The sequence below is a fragment of the Acinetobacter sp. SFA genome (genome assembly GCF_001647535.1).
GTDB classification, from domain to species: domain Bacteria; phylum Pseudomonadota; class Gammaproteobacteria; order Pseudomonadales; family Moraxellaceae; genus Acinetobacter; species Acinetobacter pecorum.
This window is the reverse complement of the sequence record NZ_LSZI01000017.1, coordinates 237,052-260,623: the sequence shown is the minus strand read 5'-3', so window position 1 is coordinate 260,623 and position 23,572 is coordinate 237,052. Positions and strand designations below refer to the sequence as shown.

Here is a 23,572-nt window from a genome sequence, read left to right as displayed (position 1 = left end):
TTTAAAATTAAGGATTTGTGTTGAAACTTAGTCTTTCCTTGCAACAGGACTTTCAGTCGCCTGAACTGGTACTGAAGCGGGCCTATATTAAAAAAGTTGTAGAAACCACTTTACGTCATATCGGCACTCAGAGTAATTGCGAAATCGGAATTGCCTGTGTTGATAATGACGAAAGTCATAAACTAAATCTGGAATATCGAGGCAAGGACAAACCGACCAATGTCCTGTCTTTCCCGAGTGAACTTCCAGATGAAATGGCGCAGTTTCTGGATGCATTTCCAATCGGCGATCTGGTGATCTGTATTCCTGTAGTACTGGCGGAAGCGCTGGAACAGCAAAAAGTACCCTTGACGCATTTCACCCATATGCTGGTTCATGGCACCTTGCATTTAATGGGATATGACCATGAAACCTCGGATGAAGATGCCGAAGAAATGGAAGGCATTGAAATCGAGATTTTGGCCAAGCTGGGTTTTGAAAATCCTTATCTGGAACAAAACTAAAATTTCTTCATAAAAAAAGCGGGCCAAGGCTCGCTTTTTTTTATTTAAAGTTGCCCTCCCTCTAACTCCCTCCCACATGGAGGGAGAATATTCATCAGAATCCTATGATTGTTGAACATTATAGATATAGCTCCCTCTCCTTATTAGGAGTGGGTTAGGGAGAGGTCTTGGTAAATATCAACTTTAACGCACTTCAAACTCCGCTTCTGCCGGGTCAAAACGCCAGGTACGAATCACCCGTAGTTCGGAAATTTCTTTCATTTTACTGTCGAAAGCACCAAATGGGGCTGCCTTACGCACGGAAGCTTTGGCTGCTTCGTCCAGCATGGCATGTCCCGAACTGTCAATCAGCCGAATGGCACGAATTCCGCCATTCTGGTTCAGGATTACCATCAGCCGCACTTCCCCTGCCAGATTCTGTTGTTTGGCGGCTTCCGGATAATAACGGTTCCCATAGAATTCCACTTTCTCGCGGAACTTTTCCAGATAGGCGGCCGAAACATCCTGCTTGGCCTGAATCCCATCTACAGTTTTAATTTTTTGCTGACGACTGAAATTTTGTTGACGCTGTAAATATTGCGCTTCCAGACTGGCGACCATGGCCGCTTTGGCCTGAAACTGGCTTTGTAATTGCTCCTGCATTTTTTTACGCTGATTTTCCTCCGCCTGCTTTTGCCAGCTCAAAGTGGTCATCAGGACTTTTTCTTCAAAACTGAGCTGTTGTTGCTGTTGCAGCATATCCAGACTTTTTTGCAGCTCTTCGCCTGCCTGCTGTTCCATGAATGGCGATGGCATATCACTCGACATGCGATGCGCCTCTCTAAACTGACCGGAACCCTGCTGGTCTGTCTGGGCCAGAAAATCGGCATGTTCAATTTTTTGATCAGTCTGACGCAAGCTGACCGCGATTTCCTTGGTGCTGGTATCCAGATCTTGCGGCATACCAAATTCCAGTGTCAGCACGATCAAATGCAGCATGGCTGCGGCAAGCACCGCACTGCTGAACACTCGATCTTTCCACCAAGTTCTGACCAGAGGCATGAGTATCATCGTTTTTTCACATTTAGCCAAACTCAGTGCTGAGTTCAGTTCCCCAAAAAAGTATTTTAAAGACCAAAAAGAAACAGATTGGACATTTATCTTTTTAAAATGCCAAATCCATCAAATCTTCAACGTTACATAACTAAAACTATAAAAATGGTGCTATTTATTTTGCTAAACTTCAAGCATGAATACTTGTATTTTTCATACAATTCGACAAGATACATTCCGTGTTAAAAATAAAGTTGCCAGGACGCTTCAATATGCAAACGCTAATTGCGAATATTTCCAACCGAATCCGCCAAGTGTACCAGAGGGCGGAAGGATTTATTGAAGATGAGCGTGAATTCCCCTTATCGCAAGTCTTCCTGAATGCAACTTTTCAGCGTTTTGTGACAGATAATGTCGATGCCTTGAAAGACTTACATGCGGATTTGCATGATGACTGGTTACGTTTGTATGCAACACTGGATTATAAAGGCCTGATTGTTACTTTATCGGTTGATTTGAAACTGGTACAGATGGAGCTGAATAAAACCACACAGTTAATCGTGTTCGAGCAGATTAGTGATACCCAGCTGATTGAAGCTAAATATCCAAATGTACTGTATAAACTGGGCGTGCGTTTTGGCCTGTTCTTTTATCAACGTGTCCTAAATAAAGACCCCTTAGGCATGATCCTGGAAAAACTGGGCGTGATTAAAGTTATCGATGACCTGCTTTATCTGGATTTGAATCGCTGGTTAGGCAAAAGCCGCTCTGTCATTGATACCTTGGGCAAAGTCCATGTCAATCACGCTGTGCTTCGTGAAGCTGAACTGGTGGTGATTGGCAATGTCAATCTTGCAGCCCTGTTTAGAAAACTCTCTCAAGACCAGCAAGAGCACTGGGATGAAAATGAAATGGACGACAACCGGATCACACCAATCAAACAGAAAGATTCCTCTTAAATCGTGCCATCTCTAGTTTTTGAACAAAAGTTCCATAAAACTACATGAAATATACATTTTTGGCAGATACATCCATCCAATTTCCATCTTTTACCGAAATAATAAAGATGCAAGAAGTAATATGTTTTGCCCGTTGAACCAATATAGGAAAATAACTGATGGCGAAGACTGTATTCAAAACTTTAGTGATGACCACGGGTCTGGGCAGTGCAATACTGTTCACTGGTATTTCTAGCCAGGCTTTTGCCATGACTCCTTTCCAGGCCAGTTATCAATTCAGCTATAACGGCAAGAATATGGGTTCTGCAACACGGACTTTAAGTAAATCTGGCAATAACTGGACTTATGTTTTTGCAGCAAAAGCAGGTGGTGTAGCCTCGGCAACCGAAACCAGCCGTTTTACCTTCAATAATGGCAAGATCGGTTCTAGCAGTTTCAGTCGCAGCAGTAAGATTCTGGTGCACAACAACACCATGAGTATTAATTTTAATCCTTCCAGCAAAACTATCAGTACCAGAAAAGATGACGAAAAGCGCTCTTTTGCCTGGAGACCAGATGTTCTGGATGAACTGAATGCAGAACTGCAGATTCGTGAAGATCTGAAAAACTCAGGTCTGAAAGCCAATTACTATATTGCCGATGCCAAAGAAGTTGAAGGCCGTAAGTTCGTAAAACAGGGTTCAGAGACGGTCAATACCAAATATGGTTCTTTCAATACCATTAAAGTGGTGATGAAACATAGCAAACCAGGTCGTGAAACCATTTTCTGGCTGGCACCAAAACTTGATTATCTTCCAGTGAAAGTTTCGCATGTAGACAAGAAAACCTCTTATGGTTTGCTGTTAACTGATTATAAAGGTGCAAGCAACTAAGATTTTTTGGTGAATTTCGCTTGATTTTTTCCGGGTGCTTTTTACAATACGCTTTTGCTTTAAAAAGCACCTGCTCTTGAGGATTCTCCCGTGCATGCACTAGAACAGAAAATCTTGGCCGAAGGCATCGTTCTTTCTGAAGAAGTTTTGAAAGTAGATTCTTTCTTAAACCATCAGATCGACCCAGTCATGATGCAGCAGATTGGTCAGGAATTTGCCCGTCTGTTTAAGGATGCTGGTATCACCAAAATTATTACGATTGAAGCATCAGGTATTGCACCTGCAGTAATGGCAGGTTTAGAACTTGGTGTACCTGTAATCTTTGCACGTAAATACCAGTCTCTTACCCTGAAAGATGATTTATACCGCTCGAAAGTCTTTTCATTTACCAAACAGACTGAAAGCACCATTGCGATTTCAAATAAACACATCAGCTCTACTGATAAAGTTTTAGTAATCGATGACTTCTTGGCTAATGGCCAGGCAGCACTTGGATTGGCTGATCTGATTCATCAGGCAAATGCAGAAGTGGTCGGTATTGGTATCGTGATTGAAAAATCATTCCAGCCAGGTCGTGAGCTGCTGCTTGAAAAAGGCTACCGTGTCGAATCACTCGCACGCGTGAAATCTTTAGCCAATGGTACAGTTGAATTTGTTCGTGACTAAGTTTTGCCAGTAAATTTCTGAAAGGGCGCTTAGGCGCTCTTTTTTTATATGTGCTCTTTGCACTTGTTTGCTACTTTATAAATTTGGGTCATCATTTCACTATATCCAGCTTGAACAAGCTAGCTCCAGTTTTCTGATCCAAGAACCGGATCATGCTTAACTTAGCCTAGGGATTAAGCTGTCCTAGAACAGATTAATTTTCCCATCCGACGAATAAACAACAATTTATTTTAGTGTTATTATAGAATAAGAATAAAGAGGCCTAACTATCTGCCAATAGTTAGACCCCCGTGTTCTAGGTGAAATTGGAATTATTTCACAGTCACAGTGATACTGCCGGTGTTCACAGCACCCATAGCAGTCGTTTTGATGCTATTGTTGATAGAGGATTCTGTTCCGCCTGTAAGCACATCTACAGATGCGTTAACAGCGCCTGCATTATAGGCAATGTTCGCCACACTATAATTGCTTAAAGTCTGGTTAATTTCTTCACTATAGTTGGTGCTTAGTGAAGAACTTACAGTTTCTGAGACGTCTGAAGTATCAGCAACTTCTGTTAGCTCCTCTAGAGTTTCAGAATTATTCATTGCACTGGTTGCTTCGCTGAAGTCATAGTTAGACGTTTCATCTGATACGTTTGATACAACCTTGTTGAAGTTACCTTGTTCGATACTGATACTACCAGTATTGGCAGCACCCATCGCAGTAGTTTCAATACTACCCTCAATTGAACCAACCGCGTCTGCAACCTCTCTTGTAGCAGTCGCTGTTGCATCTAAAGTGACACTGGCATCAACATCCGCAGTATTCACTGCCAGGTTCAGCGCAGAGCCATTTTCTACTTGTTGGGAAATAGAGTCCAAAGTAGCCTGTAAACCACTATTTACCTCTACATTTGTATCACCGTCAGCTGCATAGGCCATACTTGCGCCAGATAGTAACGTGACGGATAAAGCTAGTGTTTTGATCGTGTTATTCATCGTTATTCTTCCTACTTTTGTTTTAAAGTACCTCTCGCCCGGTACTTTTTTAATTAAGGGAGCGAGCCCGTCGTTACTGGCCAGTTAATCCCGTTGAGAGCTGGACCAGTAATTTTCTACAACTTCTGGATTGACATCCCATAAGCTGGATGACTTCTCCTCGTCTTTTTCTTTGTCAGCTTTTTCTTGACTATCTTTTTTGTCATTCACTTTACCTGTTGAAGATGACCGCTTGATCTTGCCGATATACTTGATCAGTTCCTCTTTGCTCATTTCCGGCTCTGCTTCAGGATTTTGAATCACTTCAGACTCTTTGTTTTTGGGTGCCTTGGTATCTTTACTCGGTGTATTGGTGGATTTATTTTTTTGATTCGAGGATTCCGTTTGAGACGGAACTGATGTTTGAGCCGTACTATTCAAATCCGGATTTTTTTGTTGCTGGTTTTTCTTGTATTTATGCAAAGCGACAGAACTGCGGGTTAAGTTCAATTGACCGAACTCAGGCGGTATCTGCGCACGACAACTTTCAAATACTGCTGGCGGTACCACCTGGCTAAGCAGCTCAAAAGTTGCCAGATTCAGCATTTGGCGCAAGGCAAAATTGGTAGCCTCCCGCTCTCCCTTTCCGATCTGAATATTTAATAGCGTACGTCCGGCAAATCTACCTGCACCGATTCCATAATCCTGTGCAGCAATCTGTTTCTGTAGCGAGACATTGCCCACGACCCTACTGCTGCGTGTATCGGTAAGAGATAAATCCAGACCAACCATAATCCGGGTTTGACTATAGTTCGGGCCAACGCCTGCGATCTGCATGTCAAAACCACCTCCTGGAATAAAATCCAGACTGTTAATACTGCCGGTAACATAATAATCAGATGCCTGAATCTGCTTGGGGTCACGAATCCCCCATTTGGCCTCACTTTCAATAATCCGGGGATCCCGCCGGTTCATCAAACTGACGCCCGCCTGAAATAGAGCGGACTGCACCATGTCTCCCGCACCTTGGGTCACCATTTTTCCGCTACCGCCATTGGTAACTACATCTTTACCGGTCTGGTCGAGAATTGCGCCCACAGAAAAACTGACATCACTACGTAATTGCCCTTTCAGGCAGGACAAGGCCATATCAAAAGGGGTGAAAATATCGGTAATCGGTGGACCTTGTACCAGTTTGACAGGCTTTTTATTGGAAGGCGCCAAGCCCGTACAGCCTGTAAGCAAAGAGCTGAAAAGAACTGTAACACTCACCCCGCATATCATTTTCCTGCTTAAGGGAGAACTCAGCATGATGACTCCCCCTTCTGATTACTTAAATTAGGACATTTCGGCTGATTTTGACTGGTATTTGAACTGACCGGGGCTTCATTCAACAGTTCACTTTTGATGTCTACCGTGTTGCCGGAACCATCGACATTAATGTTGTTGGTTGGGGTATTGACCGTACCGATAGAACTTGTAGAGGTACTGTAGATCGTGGTTTTGCCTAATCCGGAATAATAATCTGACTCCTTAAGCTCAATCAGGTTTGCTTGGACCAGGTTTTCAGCGGAACGGCTACTTGAGGGTTTCCAACGCTGACTCCACTCATCAGAGGTTGCATATGCATTGTTTATAAAACATAAACAAATTAAACCCATATTGATCAATAGTATTCGCACCATATTAATATCCTCTGACCCAAGATGCTTATTCATTTTTTAATTTAGTAATATCTAATTTATCTGACAAAATATTAAATCACATAAAAATTTAAAATATACCCTTTATCTATTTCTATCTTTTTTTTACTTATTATTACGATTTATCCATTTGTTTTTATTTAAAAATTATAATTTTGTATCCAGTTTGTGATTTGTAAGAAAACATTATAAAAACAATTTTTACATATCGAATTTATTTAAAAAACTTTACTTAAATAATATTTTTTTTATCTTAAAAATAATAAAGAAATCCTCTTATAAATTCCGAAATTAATATTTTAAAATTACTTTAAATACCATAAATTTTGATTTTATTAGAGATTCTAAATAATTGTGACATATTTCATCTATTATTTAATATACGATTAATAGATCACACTTTGGATTATTTATAAGGAAAGCTCTCAATAACTGCACCTTTTAGAGGCAATCCCTTAAACCGAAGATATCTTCTTTCTTCTCTCGAATTTCCTTCCCCTCAACAGGCTTCAAAGCCACCCGTCTTTGGCAATACTCAGGTAATTCTGTATATAGAAGTAATAAAGAGCAGCAGATCAGACTATCTAGTAGTTTTTATGGCTTCAAATCACATAGCGTGTGTGCCCAAAAGGATTAGAGCGAAATTATTTACAGCTGAAATACAATGTTTTAGCTTTAATTCAACTAGAATCAGTCAGGTAGAAGCCTTTCCCATAATAGATGTCAAAAAGCCATACTAAACACTGTATGTCCCGAATAACTGTTTGGGCGAAGATAATTTCAAATCATCTATGAGCTTAAGCAAAGCAAATATCAATTGTTGATGGAACAAACCTATGCAATGTCCTAAATGTGGCTCAACAAACATTGAACAACGCAATCATGAACAGAATTTAAAGAAAATTGGCGGCATCCTCATGAGTTCAGCCGGCGCAACTGCAGGAACAGTAGGTGGCGCTGCTTCGGGTGCTTCCATTGGCGCTGCAATTGGTACTGTAGCCGGACCTTTAGGCGTAATTGTGGGTGGAACGGTGGGTACTTTCGTAGGTGCGATCAGTGTGGGCATTACCGGAGGAGTAATTGGTAATTTTCTGGGGAAAAAAGCTGGAATTTCTGTTGACCGCAATGTGTTTCAGGATTACCAATGTCTGAAATGCAAATACAGATTTAGCCAAAAAGATCAAAAAGATCAAAAAGATCAAAAAGATCAAAAAGATCAAAAAGATCAAAAAGATCAAAAAGATCAAAAAGATCAAAAAGAAGCTTAATATAATTGAGGAAATGAAGTGAGTACTTCATTTCCTGCGATAGCTTGATCAGCCTTGATTGAGTTTCAGTACAACCTCACCCAGACGCTTACCCTGTACTTCACACAGAATTTTTTCATCCTGACTTAAGCCCTGATCATGCCTTGGGCCGCTGACATGACTGGCACCATAAGGTGTACCGCCAGTTTTGGTATTCGATAGTGCCGATGTTGCATTGCTAAGTCCCATGATCATCATGCCGTGATGAAACAACGGCGGCAGCATGCTTAGTAAAGTACTTTCCTGTCCGCCATGCATGGAACCTGACGCCGTAAACACGCAAGCAGGCTTACCATGCAAAGCGCCATTCAGCCATAGACTTGTGGTCTGATCCCAAAAATACTTCATTTCAGAAGCCATATTGCCAAAACGGGTCGGTGAACCCAGTGCCAGACCGGCACATTGCGCAAGATCATCCAGAGTGCAGTAAATGTCTCCTTCTTCCGGAATGCTTGGTTCCGCGACTTTTACCATGCTGGATATATTGGGAACCGTCCTGATTTTTACTGCCACGCCTGCCGCTTCAATTCCATTGGCAATCAAATGCGCCATTTCTTTGGTTGAGCCATATTTGCTGTAATATAAAACAAGGACATAAGGTTGCATCATGGTTCTTATTCATTACTAAAAAAAATAAAACTATACGATACTTTGCAAGTTTTTTGGTTAAGCTGATGATGAAAATTCATGATGATTAAAAAAATTGAGATTGGATGCAGATGATTGATAAGTATTTAAAGAAATTACCTTTCTATGAAAAACACTGGTTTCAATTTGTTTTATTTGTATTACGACGTTTTGAAGCAGACCGATGTCGCGAACAGGCAGGTTCATTGACTTATACCACCCTGTTTGCGGTGGTGCCGATGCTGACAGTTTTTCTGGTAATTATTTCTTCAATTAAAGCACTGGAACCTGCGCGGCAGCAATTGCAACAACTGATTTACAGTAACTTTTTACCTAAAACTACCATTGCATTTGATAAAGCCCTGAATGCCTTTACCGACAAATCCAGCAATTTAACCATCATCGGTATTTTGTTCCTGTTTGTGACCACAGTCTTGATGCTGAGCAGTATCGAAACGGCATTTAACCGCATTTGGCGTGTAACTGAAACGCGAGGCGGGATTATAGGATTTATGCGTTACTGGACCATCATTTCGCTGGGACCAATTTTACTGGGCAGTGCATTTGTGATTTCCTCGACTGTAGCGTCCCTGAGCATTCTCAGCAACAATTTTTCTGGTTATGAACTAGATGGCGCTTTTGTTCTCTGGGCGATTTCCTTTTCTTTGACTGTACTCGGTTTTTTCATTCTGAACTGGACCATTCCGAATCGTAGTGTGCCGATTAAATCTGCCTTTATTGCAGGCCTGTTTAGTGCAGTAGTATTTGAACTGCTGAAAAACCTATTTGGCTGGATCATGACAAACTTTACCAGTTATGAAATCGTCTATGGTGCCTTTGCCGCTGTGCCAATTTTCCTGCTCTGGATTTATCTGTCATGGATTATTGTATTATTGGGAGTTGAGATCAGTTATGCCCTGACCGCTTTTGAATCCGGTCAGGACAACAAACGCCATCCGATCGTCATGCTACTGGATTTATTAGAGCTCTTTTATAAAAAGCAAAAAACGGGTGAAAGCATCAGTGAAGCGCAAGCGCTCGAAGTGCTGGGCAGAGATGAAATTGGTCGCTGGCCAAGCTATGTCGAAATGTTCGAAAAACAGAATCTGATCAAACGTACCGATGAGAATGAATATGTGCTGGTCCGCGACCTGGATCAGGTGAGCTTCTGGAATTTTTATTCGCAACTGCCCTATCCACTGCCACGCAAAAACCATCTTATCAATACCCAGCCTGATGATATCTGGATGCAAAATTTCTCACCCAAGTTACAGGAAGCAGATCAGTATCTGGAAGAAAAACTCAGTTTCCCGCTATCCGAATTGTTCCGACGTAAATAGAAAAAATCCTCTCGCTCGAGAGGATTTTTTCTATTTACGTCGATGGATTTATAAGCAGGCTTCCCCACCAACCACCACAATTCTCAGCCACCGCCTGAATGACGAGGCGATAAAAAGGACTGCATTTGCAGCCCTACAGCTTGAACAATATAAAATACCGGGATTATTTAACAAAAGTCGTCCAGATATAATCCTGAGACTTACCTTTAAGAGTCATTTTGAGCTGGTCACCGGAATGTAATGCCGCAACGCCTGCCGGTGTACCGGTCATTACCACATCGCCCTCTTCTAAAGTAAAGACCTGACTAATCTCAGCCAGCAGAGTCGCAATATCAAAAATCAGTAAAGCGGTATCGCCTTTTTGACGCAGCTCATTATTAATTTCAAGTGTGTAGTGCACATCTTTCCAGTCAGTAACCACATCCGCTACAGGTACCCAGTCCGACAACAGGCAGGAACCATCAAAGGCTTTGGCACGTTCCCAAGGCTGACCTTTTTTCTTATGATCATCTTGTAAATCACGCAACGTTAAGTCCAGACCTAAAGTCACAGCACCTACTGCCTGCAGGGCTTTTTCAGGATCATTTTCCTTGCTCAAGGTCCGGTCAATACGCAAACTCAACTCGCATTCATAATGGCAGTTACCCCATTCAGGATTCCATTCAATGCCTGCTTCAAGCGAAGTTAAGGCACTCGGTGGTTTGATGAATAATACCGGCCGATCAGGGATCGCATTACCGAGTTCCTTGGCATGATCGGCATAACTGCGACCCACACAAACAATTTTGGACGGACGTGTGCTCATGATCAAAACTTCCCTTTGGTAGATATCTGAATTATTTTTTAAATGTATGCTCAAACATGCTCTGTTCAGTGCTATCCTTAAATGCACGCTTCGGCACAATAACCACGGTACGGTTTTTTAATTCCAGCATATAAGTGAGTTTACCGACAGCAAAATTCTGCACTTCGCTATATGGCACCAGCTTGCTACGATCATTGGTAAAAATTTCCGCATAGTCCTGATACAGATCAACACCCTGTTCGCTTTTACCAAACTGATATTTAATAAACTGGCGCTTAAACATCATCGGCAGGAACCAGTAACGCATGATGCCTTGCAGGATCAGGAAGAATGCTCCCAAAGCCACGTAATAACGTCCGACGCCATCAAAGCCCATCGAAAAACCCCAGATGATAATCCCGATACTGACCAGAGGTGTCAGAAAACGTGAAATCTGTTTTTTACCAAACGTTGCCAGGGCAAAACCATCCTGAGATTCTTCTAAAGTCAGAAAATAACGGGTCGATAAAGTCGGTGCTGACTCAGTCATAGCATCACATCAAAAAATAAAATCTTGCCCAATACTATACCAAAATATACACAGCGCTTATGGCCTGTCACATCAATTACATAACTTTGCTTTGGAATTTCGTGCTTTTGGTTTTAAATAAATAGCAATTAAAACAAAAAATATGTAACAGGTTGCTGAATGAACGGATTAAAGCAATGCATAGTCATCAGTGTTCTTTTAGGAACCTCTACCACAGCACTGGCCAAGATTATTCCCTGGAATGCCGAACTGCCGAGCAGTCTGAGTGCCTATCAGGGAAATGCTCACCAGCTGGCAGAGTTAACCGGCGAGCGGATTCTGATTTATGCGCATCCCTCATCTAAAACCCAGCTTCCGCCCTTAAACAGCAATGCACCCAGCAAGGCACAGTTTTATAGTGCGGCTGTGGTATTGCCGGTAGCTGAAGCTCAGGTCGAAAAATTGCTGCAACATTATCCGAATTATGTGGGTCTGTTTCCGACATTAAAGTCAGCCAAAGTGCTGGAGCAGCAGGGTTCGATTCAGCAGGTTAAATATCAGGTTCATATCCCAACCCCGATTCCGGTGTTAAACTTTAAAGAAACTGTAGTAATGCAGCATCATCTGGGTGATAACAGCATCAGCACCTTAATTATCGATGCGCCAATTCCCTATGGTGCAGGAAAACTGGAATGGTTTGCACTGGGTTCGCATAGAACGCTGGTGACTGTCACCCAATGGGGCGACCTGAACCAGCCCAAAGGCTTTTTATTCAGTAAAATCCTGAATGCGCTGCCTGAAGCCAAACTCGGCATTCCGCCGAGTACCAATGCATTTCTGCTGGAAGCACTACAACAACGCTTTAAAACCGAGCATACAGCAGCACTAGCAACTCCGATTCCGCAACTGAGATTCAACCCTCAACAGCTACAAAAAATTGCCCAGATCAGCCAGAAGTCTGGGCAACCGGTCAGTTTCATTTTGCCGAACTATCTGGTCAAAGAAGGAAAAGTCTCAGAAAATTTAAGATTTAGTAGCACCTATCAATATTTTGCGCATCCGGTCGAAAAATTGCGGCCGTGGTTAGCAGCTGAAGCAACCCAGCAGCTTTTTCCCCGGCAGATCAAGAAGGTCGAACTTAAGCCGGTCAATCCTCAGAATATAGATGCCAACTATAAGGTGTCGGTCGGTTTAGGAGTGATTCAGATTCCATTTAACTTCAAGATGCGTTTTTACCAGCCTGATTCCCTGCAAAACCAGTTCAATGCCAATGGCGGCGACTTGAAGTTTGTGAAAGGTGGCATGCGCTTATTACCGCAGTCACAAGGTACCTTATTTCAAATTACCAGCAGTATGAAGATTCACGATCAGGCACCGTTCTTATTAAGAGCCATGCGCAGTATGCCCTATCATGATGTTTTACCTGCAGTGGGTGGCAATACCGTTTATGCACTGAAAGTGCAGCAGAAATTAAGATAAGAAGGAGGCAGAGAGTTATTGGTTTTTTATATGAAAAATTCACGCATTCCAAGCACAAAAAAACCGCATCACTGTGCGGTTTTTTCAGAATTTTTATCAAGATTGGTGCGCTCAGAGAGATTCGAACTCCCGACCCCTTAGTTCGTAGCCAAGTGCTCTATCCAGCTGAGCTATGAGCGCGACGTCTTGATGGGGTGCATTATACGAGTTTTTTCAGTCTTGTTAAGTGTTTTTTAATAAAATCTCAACCGAACGTACAGTAATTAAACGATGCAGCAATATTCACAACTTTCTGCCGAAAACTTCTGCAAATTTAGAGCTAAAAGCACTTAATTAATTCGACCAGAAAGCTGGATTTCCAAAAAATTTCAGCAGCACACAATAGGTCAGCTCTCAGTATTCTCAACCAGGTATCCAACCAGAATAGAATTCAAATATCAGATAACCATCATCCTTGTACGCTTTATCACTCGCCTATTGTTCCGGTCTTTACTGCGCCTGCCCTTTGATAATACGCAAACACAACACCATTTGAGCTAGCCAAGTGGTCTATCAACTGAAAAGCGGCGGGTATTGATTCATGATTAAACAGGCGTTTGCCAACACCCAGTATAATTGGAAAAGTCAGCAGACGAAGTTCGTCCACAAGCTCATATTTGAAAAGCGCCTGTACCACTGCAGCACTACCATATACACGAATGTCTCCCTCTCCTGATGCTTTAAGATTGATTATCTCATCAATGCTTTTTAGAAAAAGGGTATTTTTCCAGTCCGAGTGCTCCAGACTGGTAGAAAGAACATATTTATTGACATCATTAATTCCCGGCCAGTCTTCAGCATGTGTGGGCCAGTAAGATTCAAAAATCTGAAAAGTATTTTTTCCTAAAAGAATATCGGAGGGCTGCATCCAGTTTTGCATGATGGCATCAAATGCCGGATCAGGTTCCACATTAAAATACGGCGCCACCCAGCCACCATATTGAAAACCACCAGATAGATCTTCTTTCGGGCCTCCGGGCCCCTGCATCACGCCATCTAGGGTCAAAAATTCCTGGACAATGATTTTTCTCATCACGACTGCCTTTATTTTTATTAAATCGCCTGAGACTTATTTTTAGCACGTGATGTCTGGTGTTTCTGTAAATTTTAGGCACAAAAAAACCGCAACATGTGCGGTTGATTGTTCAAGTTGGTGCGCTCAGAGAGATTCGAACTCCCGACCCCTTAGTTCGTAGCCAAGTGCTCTATCCAGCTGAGCTATGAGCGCGTAACTTGTGTGCCTAGGTTGGCGATACATTTTTCTGCTTAACTTACTTGGTGCGCTCAGAGAGATTCGAACTCCCGACCCCTTAGTTCGTAGCCAAGTGCTCTATCCAGCTGAGCTATGAGCGCGCGATGTAAGTAAGCGTGGCGGTGAGAGAGGGATTCGAACCCTCGATACAGTTACCCGTATGCGTCCTTAGCAGGGACGTGGTTTCAGCCACTCACCCATCTCACCGTAACGTGCGGCCATAATACAAATTTCGGCATGGCACTGCAAGCGCAGCATCAAAAAAAAGTGCATATTTTTGCTCGTTTAAATACTTTTTAAGCAATTCCTCGATTTTTCGTGCATTTTGATAGCGAAAAAACTGCATAAATTTCCAGTTATCGAAAATTAACAGAAAATTGAAAACTTAAATGGATTATTGCAATCATTTACGTGCAGTCTGCGCATACATGTTTTATGCTAAACCAATCTCCTAAGATAAATTTAAAGACATGATGAAAAACTGGGTCGATCCTGAAGCAAAAGCTGAAGCCGAACGTTATGACAACCCTATCCCTAGCCGCACGCTGATTTTAGAAACTATCGAAAAGAACAATGCCCAGTCCCATGCAGACCTGGTCGAACATTTTGAAATTGCTGATCAAAAAAGTATTGATGCCCTGAGCCATCGTCTGATTGCGATGGTACGTGACGGCCAACTGATGAAAGACGGTTATAAGTTCCAGATTGCGGCAGAACAGCCTGAGCATGAAGCAACGGTCTATATCAACTCAAAGGGAAGCGGTACCGCCAATATTTCAGGTGAAGATGATTTGCTGCTCCCTGAGCGTGAACTGCGTCAGGTCTTTAATGGTGACCGGGTTAAAGTACGTCAGACTTCAGTGGATCGTAAAGGTAAGTCTTGGGGCTTTATTACCGAAGTTTTGCAGCATCGTGTCAAAGAGATCATTGGTAAAGTATCAGAGTATGAAGGTGAATACTTTGTTCAGCCGGCTGCTCCAAATGCACATCAGCCGATTACCCTGGAAAAAGAGCTGATTGAACATGCCAAGGTCAAAGTCGGTGATTCTATTCGCGTTGCGATTGATCGCTACCCGACCAAAGAAGAATTTGCAACCGGCCATATTGTGCAGTCCATGGCAGACAAGGCCGATACCGAGATCATCATTCCACAAACCATTCTGGAATATGGCCTGCCTTATGAATTTCCGGAAGAAGTCGTTAAAGAAGCTGAAAGCTTCAAGGAACCGACAGAGAAAGATCGCGAAGGCCGTGTGGATCTTCGAGATTTGGCACTAGTGACCATTGATGGTGAAGATGCGCGTGACTTTGATGATGCCGTTTATGCCGAAAAACGTCCAGGTGGTGGTTATCGTGTAGTCGTGGCGATTGCCGATGTCAGCCATTATGTACGTCCTGGCAAGCCGCTGGATGATGAAGCCCAGGAACGCGGTACATCTGTCTACTTCCCGCACTTCGTTTTACCGATGTTACCTGAAGCTCTATCCAATGGCTTGTGTTCTTTAAATCCGAACGTTGACCGTTTATGTATGGTCTGTGATTTAAAACTGTCACGTGCTGGCCGTGTGACCGGTTTTGAGTTCTATCCGTCAGTAATGCACTCCAAGGCACGTTTGACCTATGATCAGGTCGCACAGTATCTGGAAGGCGACAGCCAGGCCATTACCGAAGACCGTGAAGTTCGCAAGTCGATCAATACCCTGTTCCAGCTTTATCAGGTTCTCAAAGGCTTACGTTCTGAACGGCATGCCATGGAATTTGAAACTGTAGAAACTTACATGACCTTCGACGAAATGGGTGGAATTAAAGAAATTCTTCCACGCACCCGTAATGATGCACATAAGCTGATTGAAGAATGTATGTTGCTGGCCAACGTGGCAGCCGCAGAATATGCATTAAAAAATGAAATGCCAATGTTGTACCGCGTGCATGAGCCACCTGAGTTTTCGCGTATCCAGAAAGTCCGTGATTTCGTCAAGCTGTTGGGTCTGCAATTCCCGGAACAGCCAACGCAAGCCGATTATCAGGCCGTGATTGAGGCGACTAAAGACCGGATCGATGCACCAAGTATTCATTCCGTGTTACTGCGTTCCATGATGCAGGCTTATTATGGTGCCAACAATGCAGGCCATTACGGTCTGGCATATGAAGCTTATACACATTTCACCTCGCCAATTCGCCGTTATCCGGATCTGCTATTGCATCGTGCCATCAAGGCACATTTAAATCACAAGCCATCTCCACTTTCAGGTGGGGCTTTAGAGGCTGCCGGTGAACATTTCTCTGCAACAGAACGCCGTGCTGATGAAGCTTCCCGCTCTGTAACCACCTGGCTCAAATGTCACTATATGCAGCAGCATCTGGGTGAAGAGTTTGTGGGCATTGTCAGTGCGACGGCAGAATTCGGCCTGTTTGTCACGCTAAAAGACCTTTATGTCGATGGTATGGTACATGTCAGCCAGTTGGGTGATGACTTCTTTGTCTATGACCAAAGCAGTCAGAATCTGGTCGGCCAGAACCGCGGTCAGATCTTTGGATTAGGGGATGCAGTCAAGATCAAGGTTGCCGGTGTAAATCTAGAAGAGCGCAAGATTGATTTCGAACTGATCCAACAGCTCAGTCATGCCGGCCGTGCAGTCCGTGCCCGTGCACCGCGAGTAAGCGAGAAAAAACCTCTACCACGTCCTACTGCGACAGAAGAAGTGTTTGGCAGCAATGAGCGTGAGTCTAAATCCAACCTGAACGCTGATGGAGAACAACCCAGACGACGCAAAAAAGGCAAAGGAAAACCCAGCTCTTACAGCAACAAGCCTGCTAAATCATCTGCAGGAAAGTCTGAAGCAAAGGATAAAGGTAAAGTAAAGAAAAAGGCCAAGGTTAAAAAGAAAAAGTCCAATGCAAAAGCCAAGACTGAATAATCTGTGACAGTTTAAAAAGAGCGCTACGGCGCTCTTTTTTATTTATAATCAAAATATTACGAAATGAAAATTATAAAAATGGATACCATCACTACTTTTACTCTGAACATTTCTTTAATGGCTTTGCTTATGACTGAGGCCTTAAAGAGGCTTTAAATAATAATCCTATCACCATGAGAGTCACCTACTGGTATCAACACCCTTTAAACCTATGGAAAACTAAAATCACCAATATTTCCATCATCGATATAAATGAACTAGAAGGCTTACCCTCATCTGATAGTGAATTTATTGAATAACTTCAAAATATTAAATACAAAGCTAGAGAAAAAACTTTAACTGCCTTGATTTCTCTCACTAGAAGCCCTACATCTAAATTTAATACTGAAAATTAATTTGGCAGAAACGACATGATTTTAGAAAAGGCAACTTTGCCTGTTCCGCAATTTGATCAGATTACCCTAGAAGAACTTAAACAAAAGATTGAAAGCTGTATTGCTGAAGGTCAAAAATTCCTGAATGAACTTACCGAAACACCTGAATCAGCTCAGGAACAGCTTGCCATTTTGGAACATGTCGACACACTCGAAAATAATATGAGTGAGGCTTGGGGCATTCTTTCACATCTCAACGCCGTGAAAAACAATGCGGAAACACGTGATGTCTATCAGGCCTTATTACCCGGTCTAAGCGAATACTATACGCAACTCGGTCAACATACAGCGCTGTATCAGACTTATCAGCATATTCATGATGCACCCATCTTTAATGAACTCCCGGCCGCACAGCAAAGTGCCATCAAACTGGCCTTACGTGATTTCAAACTGTCTGGTGTGGCATTGGAAGGAGAAGCGAAAAAGCGCTTTGCGGAAATTTCTGCGCGCCTGTCCCAATTGTCTTCAGATTTTTCGAATCATGTATTGGATGCCACTCAAGCCTACTTCAGACCATTAAATGAAGATGAACTAGCGGGCTTATCGGCAAACAATATTGAACTGCTCAAACAGTATGGCAAGCAGCATGAACTGGATCAACCGGTGGCTACCCTGGATTTTCCATCCTATCTGGCAATCATGACCCATGCAGAAAATCGTCCTCTGCGTGAAGAGCTCTATAAGGCGTATGTGACGCGAGCATCAGATCAGTCTGGGCAGACCGAGTTTGACAATACTGCCTTGATCGAAGAAATTCTCAGTTTACGTCTGGAAATGGCGAAGCTGCTTGGTTTTAATAATTATGCGAAATTGTCCTTAGCCAGCAAAATGGCACCGAGTGTAGAGGCGGTAGATGAATTCCTGCGTGATCTGGCAGAACATGCCCGTGTACCGGCAGAGAAAGAAGTTAGTGAACTGAAAGCAATTGCTGCTGAAGATGGCATTAGTGACCTGCAACCCTGGGACAGCAGCTATTATTCTGAAAAGCTGAAAATGCAGCAATTTAACCTGTCACAGGAAGCACTTAAACCTTATTTCCCTGCGCCAAAAATCCTGCAAGGCCTGTTCAGTATTGTCAATCGCCTGTATGGGATACAGGTAATTGAACGTGATGCACCGGTTTGGCATCCGGATGCACATTATTTTGAACTGGAAGATCAAGGTCAGGTGATTGGCGGCTTCTATCTCGATCTGTATGCACGCCAGGGCAAACGTGGCGGTGCCTGGATGAGTGGCTTCCGTTCCCGTATGCAGACCAGTGACGGCCTGCAAAAGCCGATTTGCTATATGGTCGGTAACTTCACTCCTCCTGTCGGTAGTCGTCCTGCACTACTGAGCCATGATGAAGTGATTACCCTGTTCCATGAATTTGGTCATGGCCTGCATCATATGCTGACAGAGGTAGACAATATTGCGGTAGCTGGTACCCATGGCGTAGCCTGGGATGCGGTTGAGCTGCCAAGCCAGTTTATGGAGTTCTGGGCCTGGGATCAGGAAAGTCTGGATGTGCTCAGTGAACACATCGACACCCAAGAATCCCTACCGGCTGAATTGCTCAAAGCCCTACTCGATGCACGTTTTTTCCAGTCTGGCATGCAAACCCTGCGTCAGCTTGAATTTGCCCTGTTTGACCTGAGTATCCACCGTGCCAATCCAGCCTTAAATGCAGCGCAGGTTCAGGATACTTTGAATGAAATCCGCGAAAAGTATGCAGTTTTGCCGACCACTGACTATAACCGTTTCCAAAACAGCTTCAGTCATATTTTCGCCGGCGGTTATGCAGCGGGATATTATTCCTATAAATGGGCTGAAGTTTTGGCCAGTGATGCCTTCGACCGCTTTGAAGAAGAAGGGATTTTTAATACTGAAACTGGAAAGCAGTTTAGACAAAAAATTCTAGCAGTTGGCGGAAAAGATACAGCACTTGACGCATTTATCAATTTCCGTGGACGCGAGCCAAAAATAGATGCATTACTGCGTCATCAAGGTTGGACGAACGGCTCTAAAAACGCTTAAACTACGTTTTTAAGTTAATCACAGGGTAAGCATGATGACTCTCAAACGCCGTTTCATTGCAGGCGCAAAATGTCCTAAATGTCAGGCATTGGATCGGATCGTCATGCTGACCAATGGTGAAGCTGAATGGATTGAATGTATCGAATGTGGGTATGAAGAAAATCGTCCTACTCATATCGATGAACCTGAGTCACCTGAAGTTCCAGATGAAATTGGTGTGATTCAGTTTAAACCCCGTCAGCCAAAAAAATAATTTCGGGAACCTAAATGACTCCAGATCATCGACAAAATCCTAAACTTTTATGGGGAATAGTGAGCGGATTAATTGTTGTGATTATTGCTGTTTGGATAATTATACAATTCTTTCTCACACAAAATGAAACGTTGCCAACACATCAGGGTGACCTGATCAATGCACCGGCACCGCAGACCATTTCTGAAAATTCTGAAAAGGCTACCAAGCCAGAAGTAACAGATGCGCTTAGTTCTGACAATGTGCTAGTAGATGCTTCTATTATGACAGAAGAAGTTACCAGCAATGCCACCTTGGCCAAAGAGGAAATTGCCCGACTGGAAGATATTCAGCTGCAGCTTGATGAACAGGAAAAAAGCCTGAAGCAACAGCACAGTACTGCTGATGATCTGATTAAACTTAAAGAAGAACAAATCAAGTTACTCGAAGCACAACTGGCACAATAATCAGAATAGGTTGGGGTTTTTCAGCTAGAATATCGTCAGATCTTCTAGCTCAGTTGTTTGCATGTCCGCCCCAGCCACTCCGCATCTGCTCAAAGCCGTTCTGTTACTGACCTGCTCTGCCTTCCTGTTTTCAGTCATGGGCGTGTGCATCCGTTATGCCTCGGCAACGGTTGATAATGCCACCGTGGTTTTCTTTCGAAACTTTGTCGGGCTGTTTATTTTCTTGCCTTTCATTTTTAACAAGGGAATTGATTTTTTTAAGACTGAAAAACTGTGGATGCACACCTGGCGTGCAGTGGTCGGTCTGACTGCCATGTACGGCTTTTTTTATGCCATCGCGCACTTAAAACTCTCCAATGCCATGGTCTTCACCTACTCTTCCCCGATTTTTATTCCACTGATTGCCTGGCTATTTCTCAAGGAAAAAATCACAACAAGCATGTTAGCCGCAGCTCTGATTGGTTTTATCGGGGTACTCTGTGTCGCCAAACCGGATTCTGGTTTATTCAACCTGATGTCAGCCATTGGTTTGGGTGCCAGCTTTCTGGCCGCGATGGCGTTTGTCACGGTTCGGGCACTGACCAAAACCGAGTCACCAGAAAAAATCGTGTTTTATTTCTGTTTTATTGGCACATTGATTTCCGTGATTCCGATGTTCTGGCTGTGGCGACCTTATACCCTGAAAGAACTCAGCTTTCTTGTCGCTGCCGGCCTTTTGGCCAATTTCAGTCAGCTCTTCATGTCCAATGCTTATAAACTGGCTCCGGCAGGACAGATTGGACCAGTCAACTATGTGGCAATTTTCTTTGCTGGCATGTGGGGCTTTCTGTTCTGGCATGAAGTTCCGGACCTATATAGTCTGATCGGGCTAGGTCTGATTTTCTGTGCCATTTTGCTGTGTAGTTCGATCCTGCAAAAGCGCCTGAATTCATCCAAAATTTGATTAAAGAATTTAAATCAAATAAATAAAAAAGCACCCGTAGGTGCTTTTTTATTGCTTTTCTTTTATTGATACCAGCCGAACAACTTAAAGATATAAGGTACATAAGCAATGATCAGCATCGCAGGCAGCAACACAATCACCGGCAAAATCCAGCGTTCATAACGGTAATAGAAAGACAAGTGTCGTACTTCTGCATCGGCTTCAGCCACTTCGGCATCGCCAATCGACTGCCTGGCCAGTAAATGATTCAGTGCCACTGGCGGCGTCACATAACCCAGCTCGAAACCAATCAGGGTAATCATCCAGAAATGAACCGGATGAATGCCGTATTGATAAGCCACTGGAGCAACCGTTGCAGAGATCAGAATGACCGCTCCGAATGGATCCATGATCATCCCGACAAAAATCATCAAGCCGACAATCAGTGATATCACCAGAATGGTACTGCTGATATCAGTCGGAAAGGCTTCCATAATTTCCATACGTTCCAGCAAGCCACCAACACTCACTGAAAGTGCCATCAGGATCACCAGCGCACCAATATGTCCTACAGTTTCACTGGTAGAAATATGCATAGATTTCCAGAAACCGACATGACGCAAAATTTCAGTCGCTTTTGAAAGCCGCACACCATGATCAACCACCAGTTCTTTGCCTGCTTGTTGGCTATGTTCAGCTTCACGATATTCTGCATTGGTCACGGCACCGGCTGTTGCCAGCTCAGGAGCCGATCTGGAGTTTAAAGTCGCGGTCAAGGTGTCATCCCAATGCCCCACTGCCGGTAGTGGCGCAGGTTCGTGGCGCAGCTTGTCGAACAGGACAATCATCAGCAGAATTACAGGCATCATCACAGGTGCAGTAAATTCATTCAGATCAGTCGACAAGGCATATTTATAGAATAGCCAGATCAGAATGAAAATCACGATATAAGGAATAACTGCAACGAAGGCACGCCCGGATTGAGGCGCAGCTACAGTAGGTGCAGCAATCCGGAATTTATTTTCTGCAACAAACAGGGAAATGACCAGAAACAAAGTAGAGCTGAGCAGGAAGACATAAATCCCGTAGTGATACAGCAAATCGGTGGTGACTTCTTTATTCAGTGAAGCCACGACGACGATCAGCAAACACGGGCGTAAGACTACGCCCAGTGAACCGGACATGGCTGTGGCCGCCAGTGCAAACTGACGGCGTCCACCCGCATTCCAGACTTCCTTATAAATAATCGCACCTGCGGCAATGACGAAAATCCCCGATGCTCCGGTATAGGCGGTCGGTAATGCAGCGGCCAGCAGAATTAACCAGGTCAGGGTTTCAGGTGCCAGATTCCATGGACGAAGAATATTCAGGAACATGTCTACAACACGGGTCTGTTTCAGCAACATACCAGCCCAGATAAACAAGGCCAGATTCAGGAAGATACTAGAAAATTCTACCAATTGACCGAGGTAAATCCCCTGTCCCATTGGATAGTCCATAAAGAACGTAAAGTTTATCCCGGTAGTAATGGCCATATAGGCATACAGCGGCACACTCAGAAAGGCCAGACCAAAATTACCATCCTCACGTGTCGGTTTCGGTGGTTTGATGACCTGATAAAGGCTAATTAGAGTGAGTGTGCTAAACAGAATCATCCACAGCCAGTAGATGTATTTCATTTCGCCCATCGGCACACCCGAATTCAACACAGACTGGTATTGGCTATAAGATGAGAATGCCAGAAAAGCATTAGCAACCAGCATGGCCACCGAATAGACTTTAAAGTCCATTCGGGTACTTGGACTGCGTAGGCCAATATGATGGGTTTTTAGGGTGGCACTGATTGCAGCGAAAACCACCATGATGACCAGAAGCAAAGCCCGGTTTTCAGTACCAAACTTGAATATGCCAAAGAAAGAGGTTTCAAATGTCCGATAAGCCCGAATACTTGGATGGGCTTCTACATGCTGAATGGCTTTGTCATAAAACAGGTAGGATTCTTCACAGACCTGCTGTGCCTGCAACACCGCAGCACGGACATCCGCTTCCGAGCGCACGCCAAAGAAATCGGCATATTCATCGGCCGCATCGGCTTTCATCTGTTGCTGAACACGCTGATCGACATTGATATTACGTTCACATTGTGGGCGTGTCGGTTCAGCACGTAAAAATGAATATTGCATTCCGGTTGCCGGATCGCCGTAAATACGCTCGCCCATACGCAGCAACTGGCCGTGAATCATTTCCCCGGTGCCGATAATCAAAGTGAGCAAAAGTAAAACCAGCACGACAAAGGTCGAGATCCACTCTGTCCATATATAACGCAACAGACCTAGTCCTGATCTGTTTTGATCATCATTTTGCATATGTTTTCCTATTATTGTTTTAGCGGCCTGTCGCTTGATCCAGATCGCTGATCTTGCCTTCTGCTCCCGAAAATTCCTTTTCAAAAGTCAGGATATTTATTCTATGTTTTGAATCTGCATGAAAACCGGCATAATAAAAATGACAATTTATATTTTCTTTTAGTTT

Annotated in this window: 21 protein-coding genes and 4 tRNA genes; 12 read left to right on the top strand and 13 right to left on the bottom strand. The window is 43.5% G+C overall.

Annotation, left to right across the window (positions count from 1 at the left end; translation table 11 throughout):
- Positions 1–20 precede the first annotated feature (20 nt).
- Complete coding sequence (ybeY, locus tag AY607_RS09745; RefSeq protein WP_005108631.1) at positions 21–503, top strand: rRNA maturation RNase YbeY; 483 nt, start codon at positions 21–23, stop codon at positions 501–503.
- 183 nt (positions 504–686) lie between these two features.
- Here the strand turns inward: ybeY and AY607_RS09740 are convergent, their stop codons facing one another.
- Positions 687–1,544, bottom strand: a complete 858-nt coding sequence (locus AY607_RS09740; protein WP_171254886.1) for an energy transducer TonB — start codon at positions 1,542–1,544, stop codon at positions 687–689.
- Positions 1,545–1,807: 263 nt separating this feature from the next.
- Between AY607_RS09740 and AY607_RS09735 the strand changes: the two genes are divergently transcribed.
- The 3 genes from AY607_RS09735 (at position 1,808) to AY607_RS09725 (ending at position 4,032) form a co-directional block, all read left to right on the top strand.
- A complete protein-coding gene (locus tag AY607_RS09735) occupies positions 1,808–2,494 on the top strand; it encodes a hypothetical protein (protein ID WP_064094495.1) in 687 nt (228 codons plus the stop codon).
- Positions 2,495–2,652: 158 nt separating this feature from the next.
- A complete protein-coding gene (locus tag AY607_RS09730; RefSeq protein WP_064094496.1) occupies positions 2,653–3,366 on the top strand; it encodes a DUF3108 domain-containing protein in 714 nt (237 codons plus the stop codon).
- 90 nt (positions 3,367–3,456) lie between these two features.
- Positions 3,457–4,032, top strand: a complete 576-nt coding sequence (locus tag AY607_RS09725; protein ID WP_064094497.1) for a xanthine phosphoribosyltransferase — start codon at positions 3,457–3,459, stop codon at positions 4,030–4,032.
- Between the two features lie 311 nt (positions 4,033–4,343).
- Here the strand turns inward: AY607_RS09725 and AY607_RS09720 are convergent, their stop codons facing one another.
- The 3 genes from AY607_RS09720 to AY607_RS09710 all read right to left on the bottom strand — a co-directional run bounded on the left by AY607_RS09720 (position 4,344) and on the right by AY607_RS09710 (position 6,673).
- Positions 4,344–5,012: a hypothetical protein gene (locus AY607_RS09720; protein WP_064102419.1), complete on the bottom strand. Its 669-nt coding sequence runs from the start codon at positions 5,010–5,012 to the stop codon at positions 4,344–4,346.
- 84 nt (positions 5,013–5,096) lie between these two features.
- A complete protein-coding gene (locus tag AY607_RS09715; RefSeq protein ID WP_413772524.1) occupies positions 5,097–6,275 on the bottom strand; it encodes a CsgG/HfaB family protein in 1,179 nt (392 codons plus the stop codon).
- Between the two features lie 20 nt (positions 6,276–6,295).
- Positions 6,296–6,673, bottom strand: a complete 378-nt coding sequence (locus tag AY607_RS09710; protein ID WP_064095158.1) for a hypothetical protein — start codon at positions 6,671–6,673, stop codon at positions 6,296–6,298.
- Positions 6,674–7,530: 857 nt separating this feature from the next.
- On the opposite strand from AY607_RS09710, the gene AY607_RS09705 reads away from it, so the two are divergent.
- Positions 7,531–7,962 (top strand): hypothetical protein, encoded by a 432-nt coding sequence (locus AY607_RS09705; protein WP_064102417.1) that lies wholly within the window; start codon positions 7,531–7,533, stop codon positions 7,960–7,962.
- A gap of 48 nt (positions 7,963–8,010) precedes the next feature.
- Here the strand turns inward: AY607_RS09705 and wrbA are convergent, their stop codons facing one another.
- Positions 8,011–8,610 carry an NAD(P)H:quinone oxidoreductase gene (gene wrbA / locus AY607_RS09700; RefSeq protein WP_171254887.1) on the bottom strand — a complete coding sequence of 200 codons (600 nt, stop codon included), beginning with the start codon at positions 8,608–8,610 and terminating at the stop codon, positions 8,011–8,013.
- 110 nt (positions 8,611–8,720) lie between these two features.
- Here wrbA and AY607_RS09695 point away from each other — a divergent pair, with 110 nt between their 5' ends.
- Positions 8,721–9,968 carry a YihY family inner membrane protein gene (locus AY607_RS09695; RefSeq protein ID WP_064095160.1) on the top strand — a complete coding sequence of 416 codons (1,248 nt, stop codon included), beginning with the start codon at positions 8,721–8,723 and terminating at the stop codon, positions 9,966–9,968.
- Positions 9,969–10,131: 163 nt separating this feature from the next.
- On the opposite strand, the gene AY607_RS09690 is transcribed toward AY607_RS09695, so the two are convergent.
- Positions 10,132–10,773 (bottom strand): fumarylacetoacetate hydrolase family protein, encoded by a 642-nt coding sequence (locus tag AY607_RS09690; RefSeq protein ID WP_064094501.1) that lies wholly within the window; start codon positions 10,771–10,773, stop codon positions 10,132–10,134.
- A 31-nt stretch (positions 10,774–10,804) separates the two neighbouring features.
- Positions 10,805–11,302 carry a YcxB family protein gene (locus tag AY607_RS09685; RefSeq protein WP_064102416.1) on the bottom strand — a complete coding sequence of 166 codons (498 nt, stop codon included), beginning with the start codon at positions 11,300–11,302 and terminating at the stop codon, positions 10,805–10,807.
- Positions 11,303–11,461: 159 nt separating this feature from the next.
- On the opposite strand from AY607_RS09685, the gene AY607_RS09680 reads away from it, so the two are divergent.
- Positions 11,462–12,760, top strand: a complete 1,299-nt coding sequence (locus AY607_RS09680; protein WP_064102415.1) for a hypothetical protein — start codon at positions 11,462–11,464, stop codon at positions 12,758–12,760.
- Between the two features lie 103 nt (positions 12,761–12,863).
- Here AY607_RS09680 and AY607_RS09675 read toward each other — a convergent pair.
- The 5 genes from AY607_RS09675 to AY607_RS09655 form a co-directional block, all read right to left on the bottom strand.
- Positions 12,864–12,940 (bottom strand) — tRNA-Arg (locus AY607_RS09675).
- 286 nt (positions 12,941–13,226) lie between these two features.
- Positions 13,227–13,832, bottom strand: coding sequence for a dihydrofolate reductase family protein (locus AY607_RS09670; protein ID WP_064102414.1), 606 nt, complete (start codon positions 13,830–13,832; stop codon positions 13,227–13,229).
- A gap of 118 nt (positions 13,833–13,950) precedes the next feature.
- A tRNA-Arg gene (locus AY607_RS09665) sits at positions 13,951–14,027 on the bottom strand.
- Positions 14,028–14,075: 48 nt separating this feature from the next.
- Positions 14,076–14,152 (bottom strand) — tRNA-Arg (locus tag AY607_RS09660).
- A 16-nt stretch (positions 14,153–14,168) separates the two neighbouring features.
- A tRNA-Ser gene (locus AY607_RS09655) sits at positions 14,169–14,258 on the bottom strand.
- Positions 14,259–14,521: 263 nt separating this feature from the next.
- Here AY607_RS09655 and rnr point away from each other — a divergent pair.
- From rnr to AY607_RS09630, 5 genes are all read left to right on the top strand, one after another.
- Positions 14,522–16,969, top strand: a complete 2,448-nt coding sequence (gene rnr, locus AY607_RS09650) for a ribonuclease R (RefSeq protein ID WP_064102413.1) — start codon at positions 14,522–14,524, stop codon at positions 16,967–16,969.
- A gap of 410 nt (positions 16,970–17,379) precedes the next feature.
- Positions 17,380–19,419, top strand: a complete 2,040-nt coding sequence (locus tag AY607_RS09645) for a M3 family metallopeptidase (RefSeq protein ID WP_064102412.1) — start codon at positions 17,380–17,382, stop codon at positions 19,417–19,419.
- A 31-nt stretch (positions 19,420–19,450) separates the two neighbouring features.
- Positions 19,451–19,672: a YheV family putative zinc ribbon protein gene (locus AY607_RS09640; RefSeq protein ID WP_064094507.1), complete on the top strand. Its 222-nt coding sequence runs from the start codon at positions 19,451–19,453 to the stop codon at positions 19,670–19,672.
- Between the two features lie 14 nt (positions 19,673–19,686).
- Positions 19,687–20,118, top strand: coding sequence for a hypothetical protein (locus tag AY607_RS09635; protein WP_064102411.1), 432 nt, complete (start codon positions 19,687–19,689; stop codon positions 20,116–20,118).
- Positions 20,119–20,179: 61 nt separating this feature from the next.
- Entirely contained in the window at positions 20,180–21,061 is an 882-nt protein-coding gene (locus AY607_RS09630) for a DMT family transporter (protein ID WP_064102410.1), read from the top strand.
- 62 nt (positions 21,062–21,123) lie between these two features.
- Here the strand turns inward: AY607_RS09630 and AY607_RS09625 are convergent, their stop codons facing one another.
- Positions 21,124–23,406: a TRAP transporter large permease subunit gene (locus AY607_RS09625; protein ID WP_064102409.1), complete on the bottom strand. Its 2,283-nt coding sequence runs from the start codon at positions 23,404–23,406 to the stop codon at positions 21,124–21,126.
- Positions 23,407–23,572: the final 166 nt, after the last annotated feature.

Bases quoted from the DNA above. Each gene is read 5' to 3' on its own strand.
- AY607_RS09690 (WP_064094501.1), bottom strand. From the start codon at position 10,773: ATGAGCACACGTCCGTCCAAAATTGTTTGTGTGGGTCGCAGTTATGCC.
- AY607_RS09740 (WP_171254886.1), bottom strand. From the start codon at position 1,544: ATGCCTCTGGTCAGAACTTGGTGGAAAGATCGAGTGTTCAGCAGTGCG.
- AY607_RS09640 (WP_064094507.1), top strand. From the start codon at position 19,451: ATGATGACTCTCAAACGCCGTTTCATTGCAGGCGCAAAATGTCCTAAA.
- AY607_RS09715 (WP_413772524.1), bottom strand. From the start codon at position 6,275: ATGATATGCGGGGTGAGTGTTACAGTTCTTTTCAGCTCTTTGCTTACA.
- AY607_RS09625 (WP_064102409.1), bottom strand. From the start codon at position 23,406: ATGCAAAATGATGATCAAAACAGATCAGGACTAGGTCTGTTGCGTTAT.
- AY607_RS09730 (WP_064094496.1), top strand. From the start codon at position 2,653: ATGGCGAAGACTGTATTCAAAACTTTAGTGATGACCACGGGTCTGGGC.
- AY607_RS09630 (WP_064102410.1), top strand. From the start codon at position 20,180: ATGTCCGCCCCAGCCACTCCGCATCTGCTCAAAGCCGTTCTGTTACTG.
- AY607_RS09670 (WP_064102414.1), bottom strand. From the start codon at position 13,832: ATGAGAAAAATCATTGTCCAGGAATTTTTGACCCTAGATGGCGTGATG.
- AY607_RS09645 (WP_064102412.1), top strand. From the start codon at position 17,380: ATGATTTTAGAAAAGGCAACTTTGCCTGTTCCGCAATTTGATCAGATT.
- AY607_RS09685 (WP_064102416.1), bottom strand. From the start codon at position 11,302: ATGACTGAGTCAGCACCGACTTTATCGACCCGTTATTTTCTGACTTTA.
- AY607_RS09735 (WP_064094495.1), top strand. From the start codon at position 1,808: ATGCAAACGCTAATTGCGAATATTTCCAACCGAATCCGCCAAGTGTAC.
- rnr (WP_064102413.1), top strand. From the start codon at position 14,522: ATGATGAAAAACTGGGTCGATCCTGAAGCAAAAGCTGAAGCCGAACGT.
- AY607_RS09720 (WP_064102419.1), bottom strand. From the start codon at position 5,012: ATGAATAACACGATCAAAACACTAGCTTTATCCGTCACGTTACTATCT.
- wrbA (WP_171254887.1), bottom strand. From the start codon at position 8,610: ATGATGCAACCTTATGTCCTTGTTTTATATTACAGCAAATATGGCTCA.
- AY607_RS09705 (WP_064102417.1), top strand. From the start codon at position 7,531: ATGCAATGTCCTAAATGTGGCTCAACAAACATTGAACAACGCAATCAT.
- AY607_RS09695 (WP_064095160.1), top strand. From the start codon at position 8,721: ATGATTGATAAGTATTTAAAGAAATTACCTTTCTATGAAAAACACTGG.
- AY607_RS09680 (WP_064102415.1), top strand. From the start codon at position 11,462: ATGAACGGATTAAAGCAATGCATAGTCATCAGTGTTCTTTTAGGAACC.
- AY607_RS09635 (WP_064102411.1), top strand. From the start codon at position 19,687: ATGACTCCAGATCATCGACAAAATCCTAAACTTTTATGGGGAATAGTG.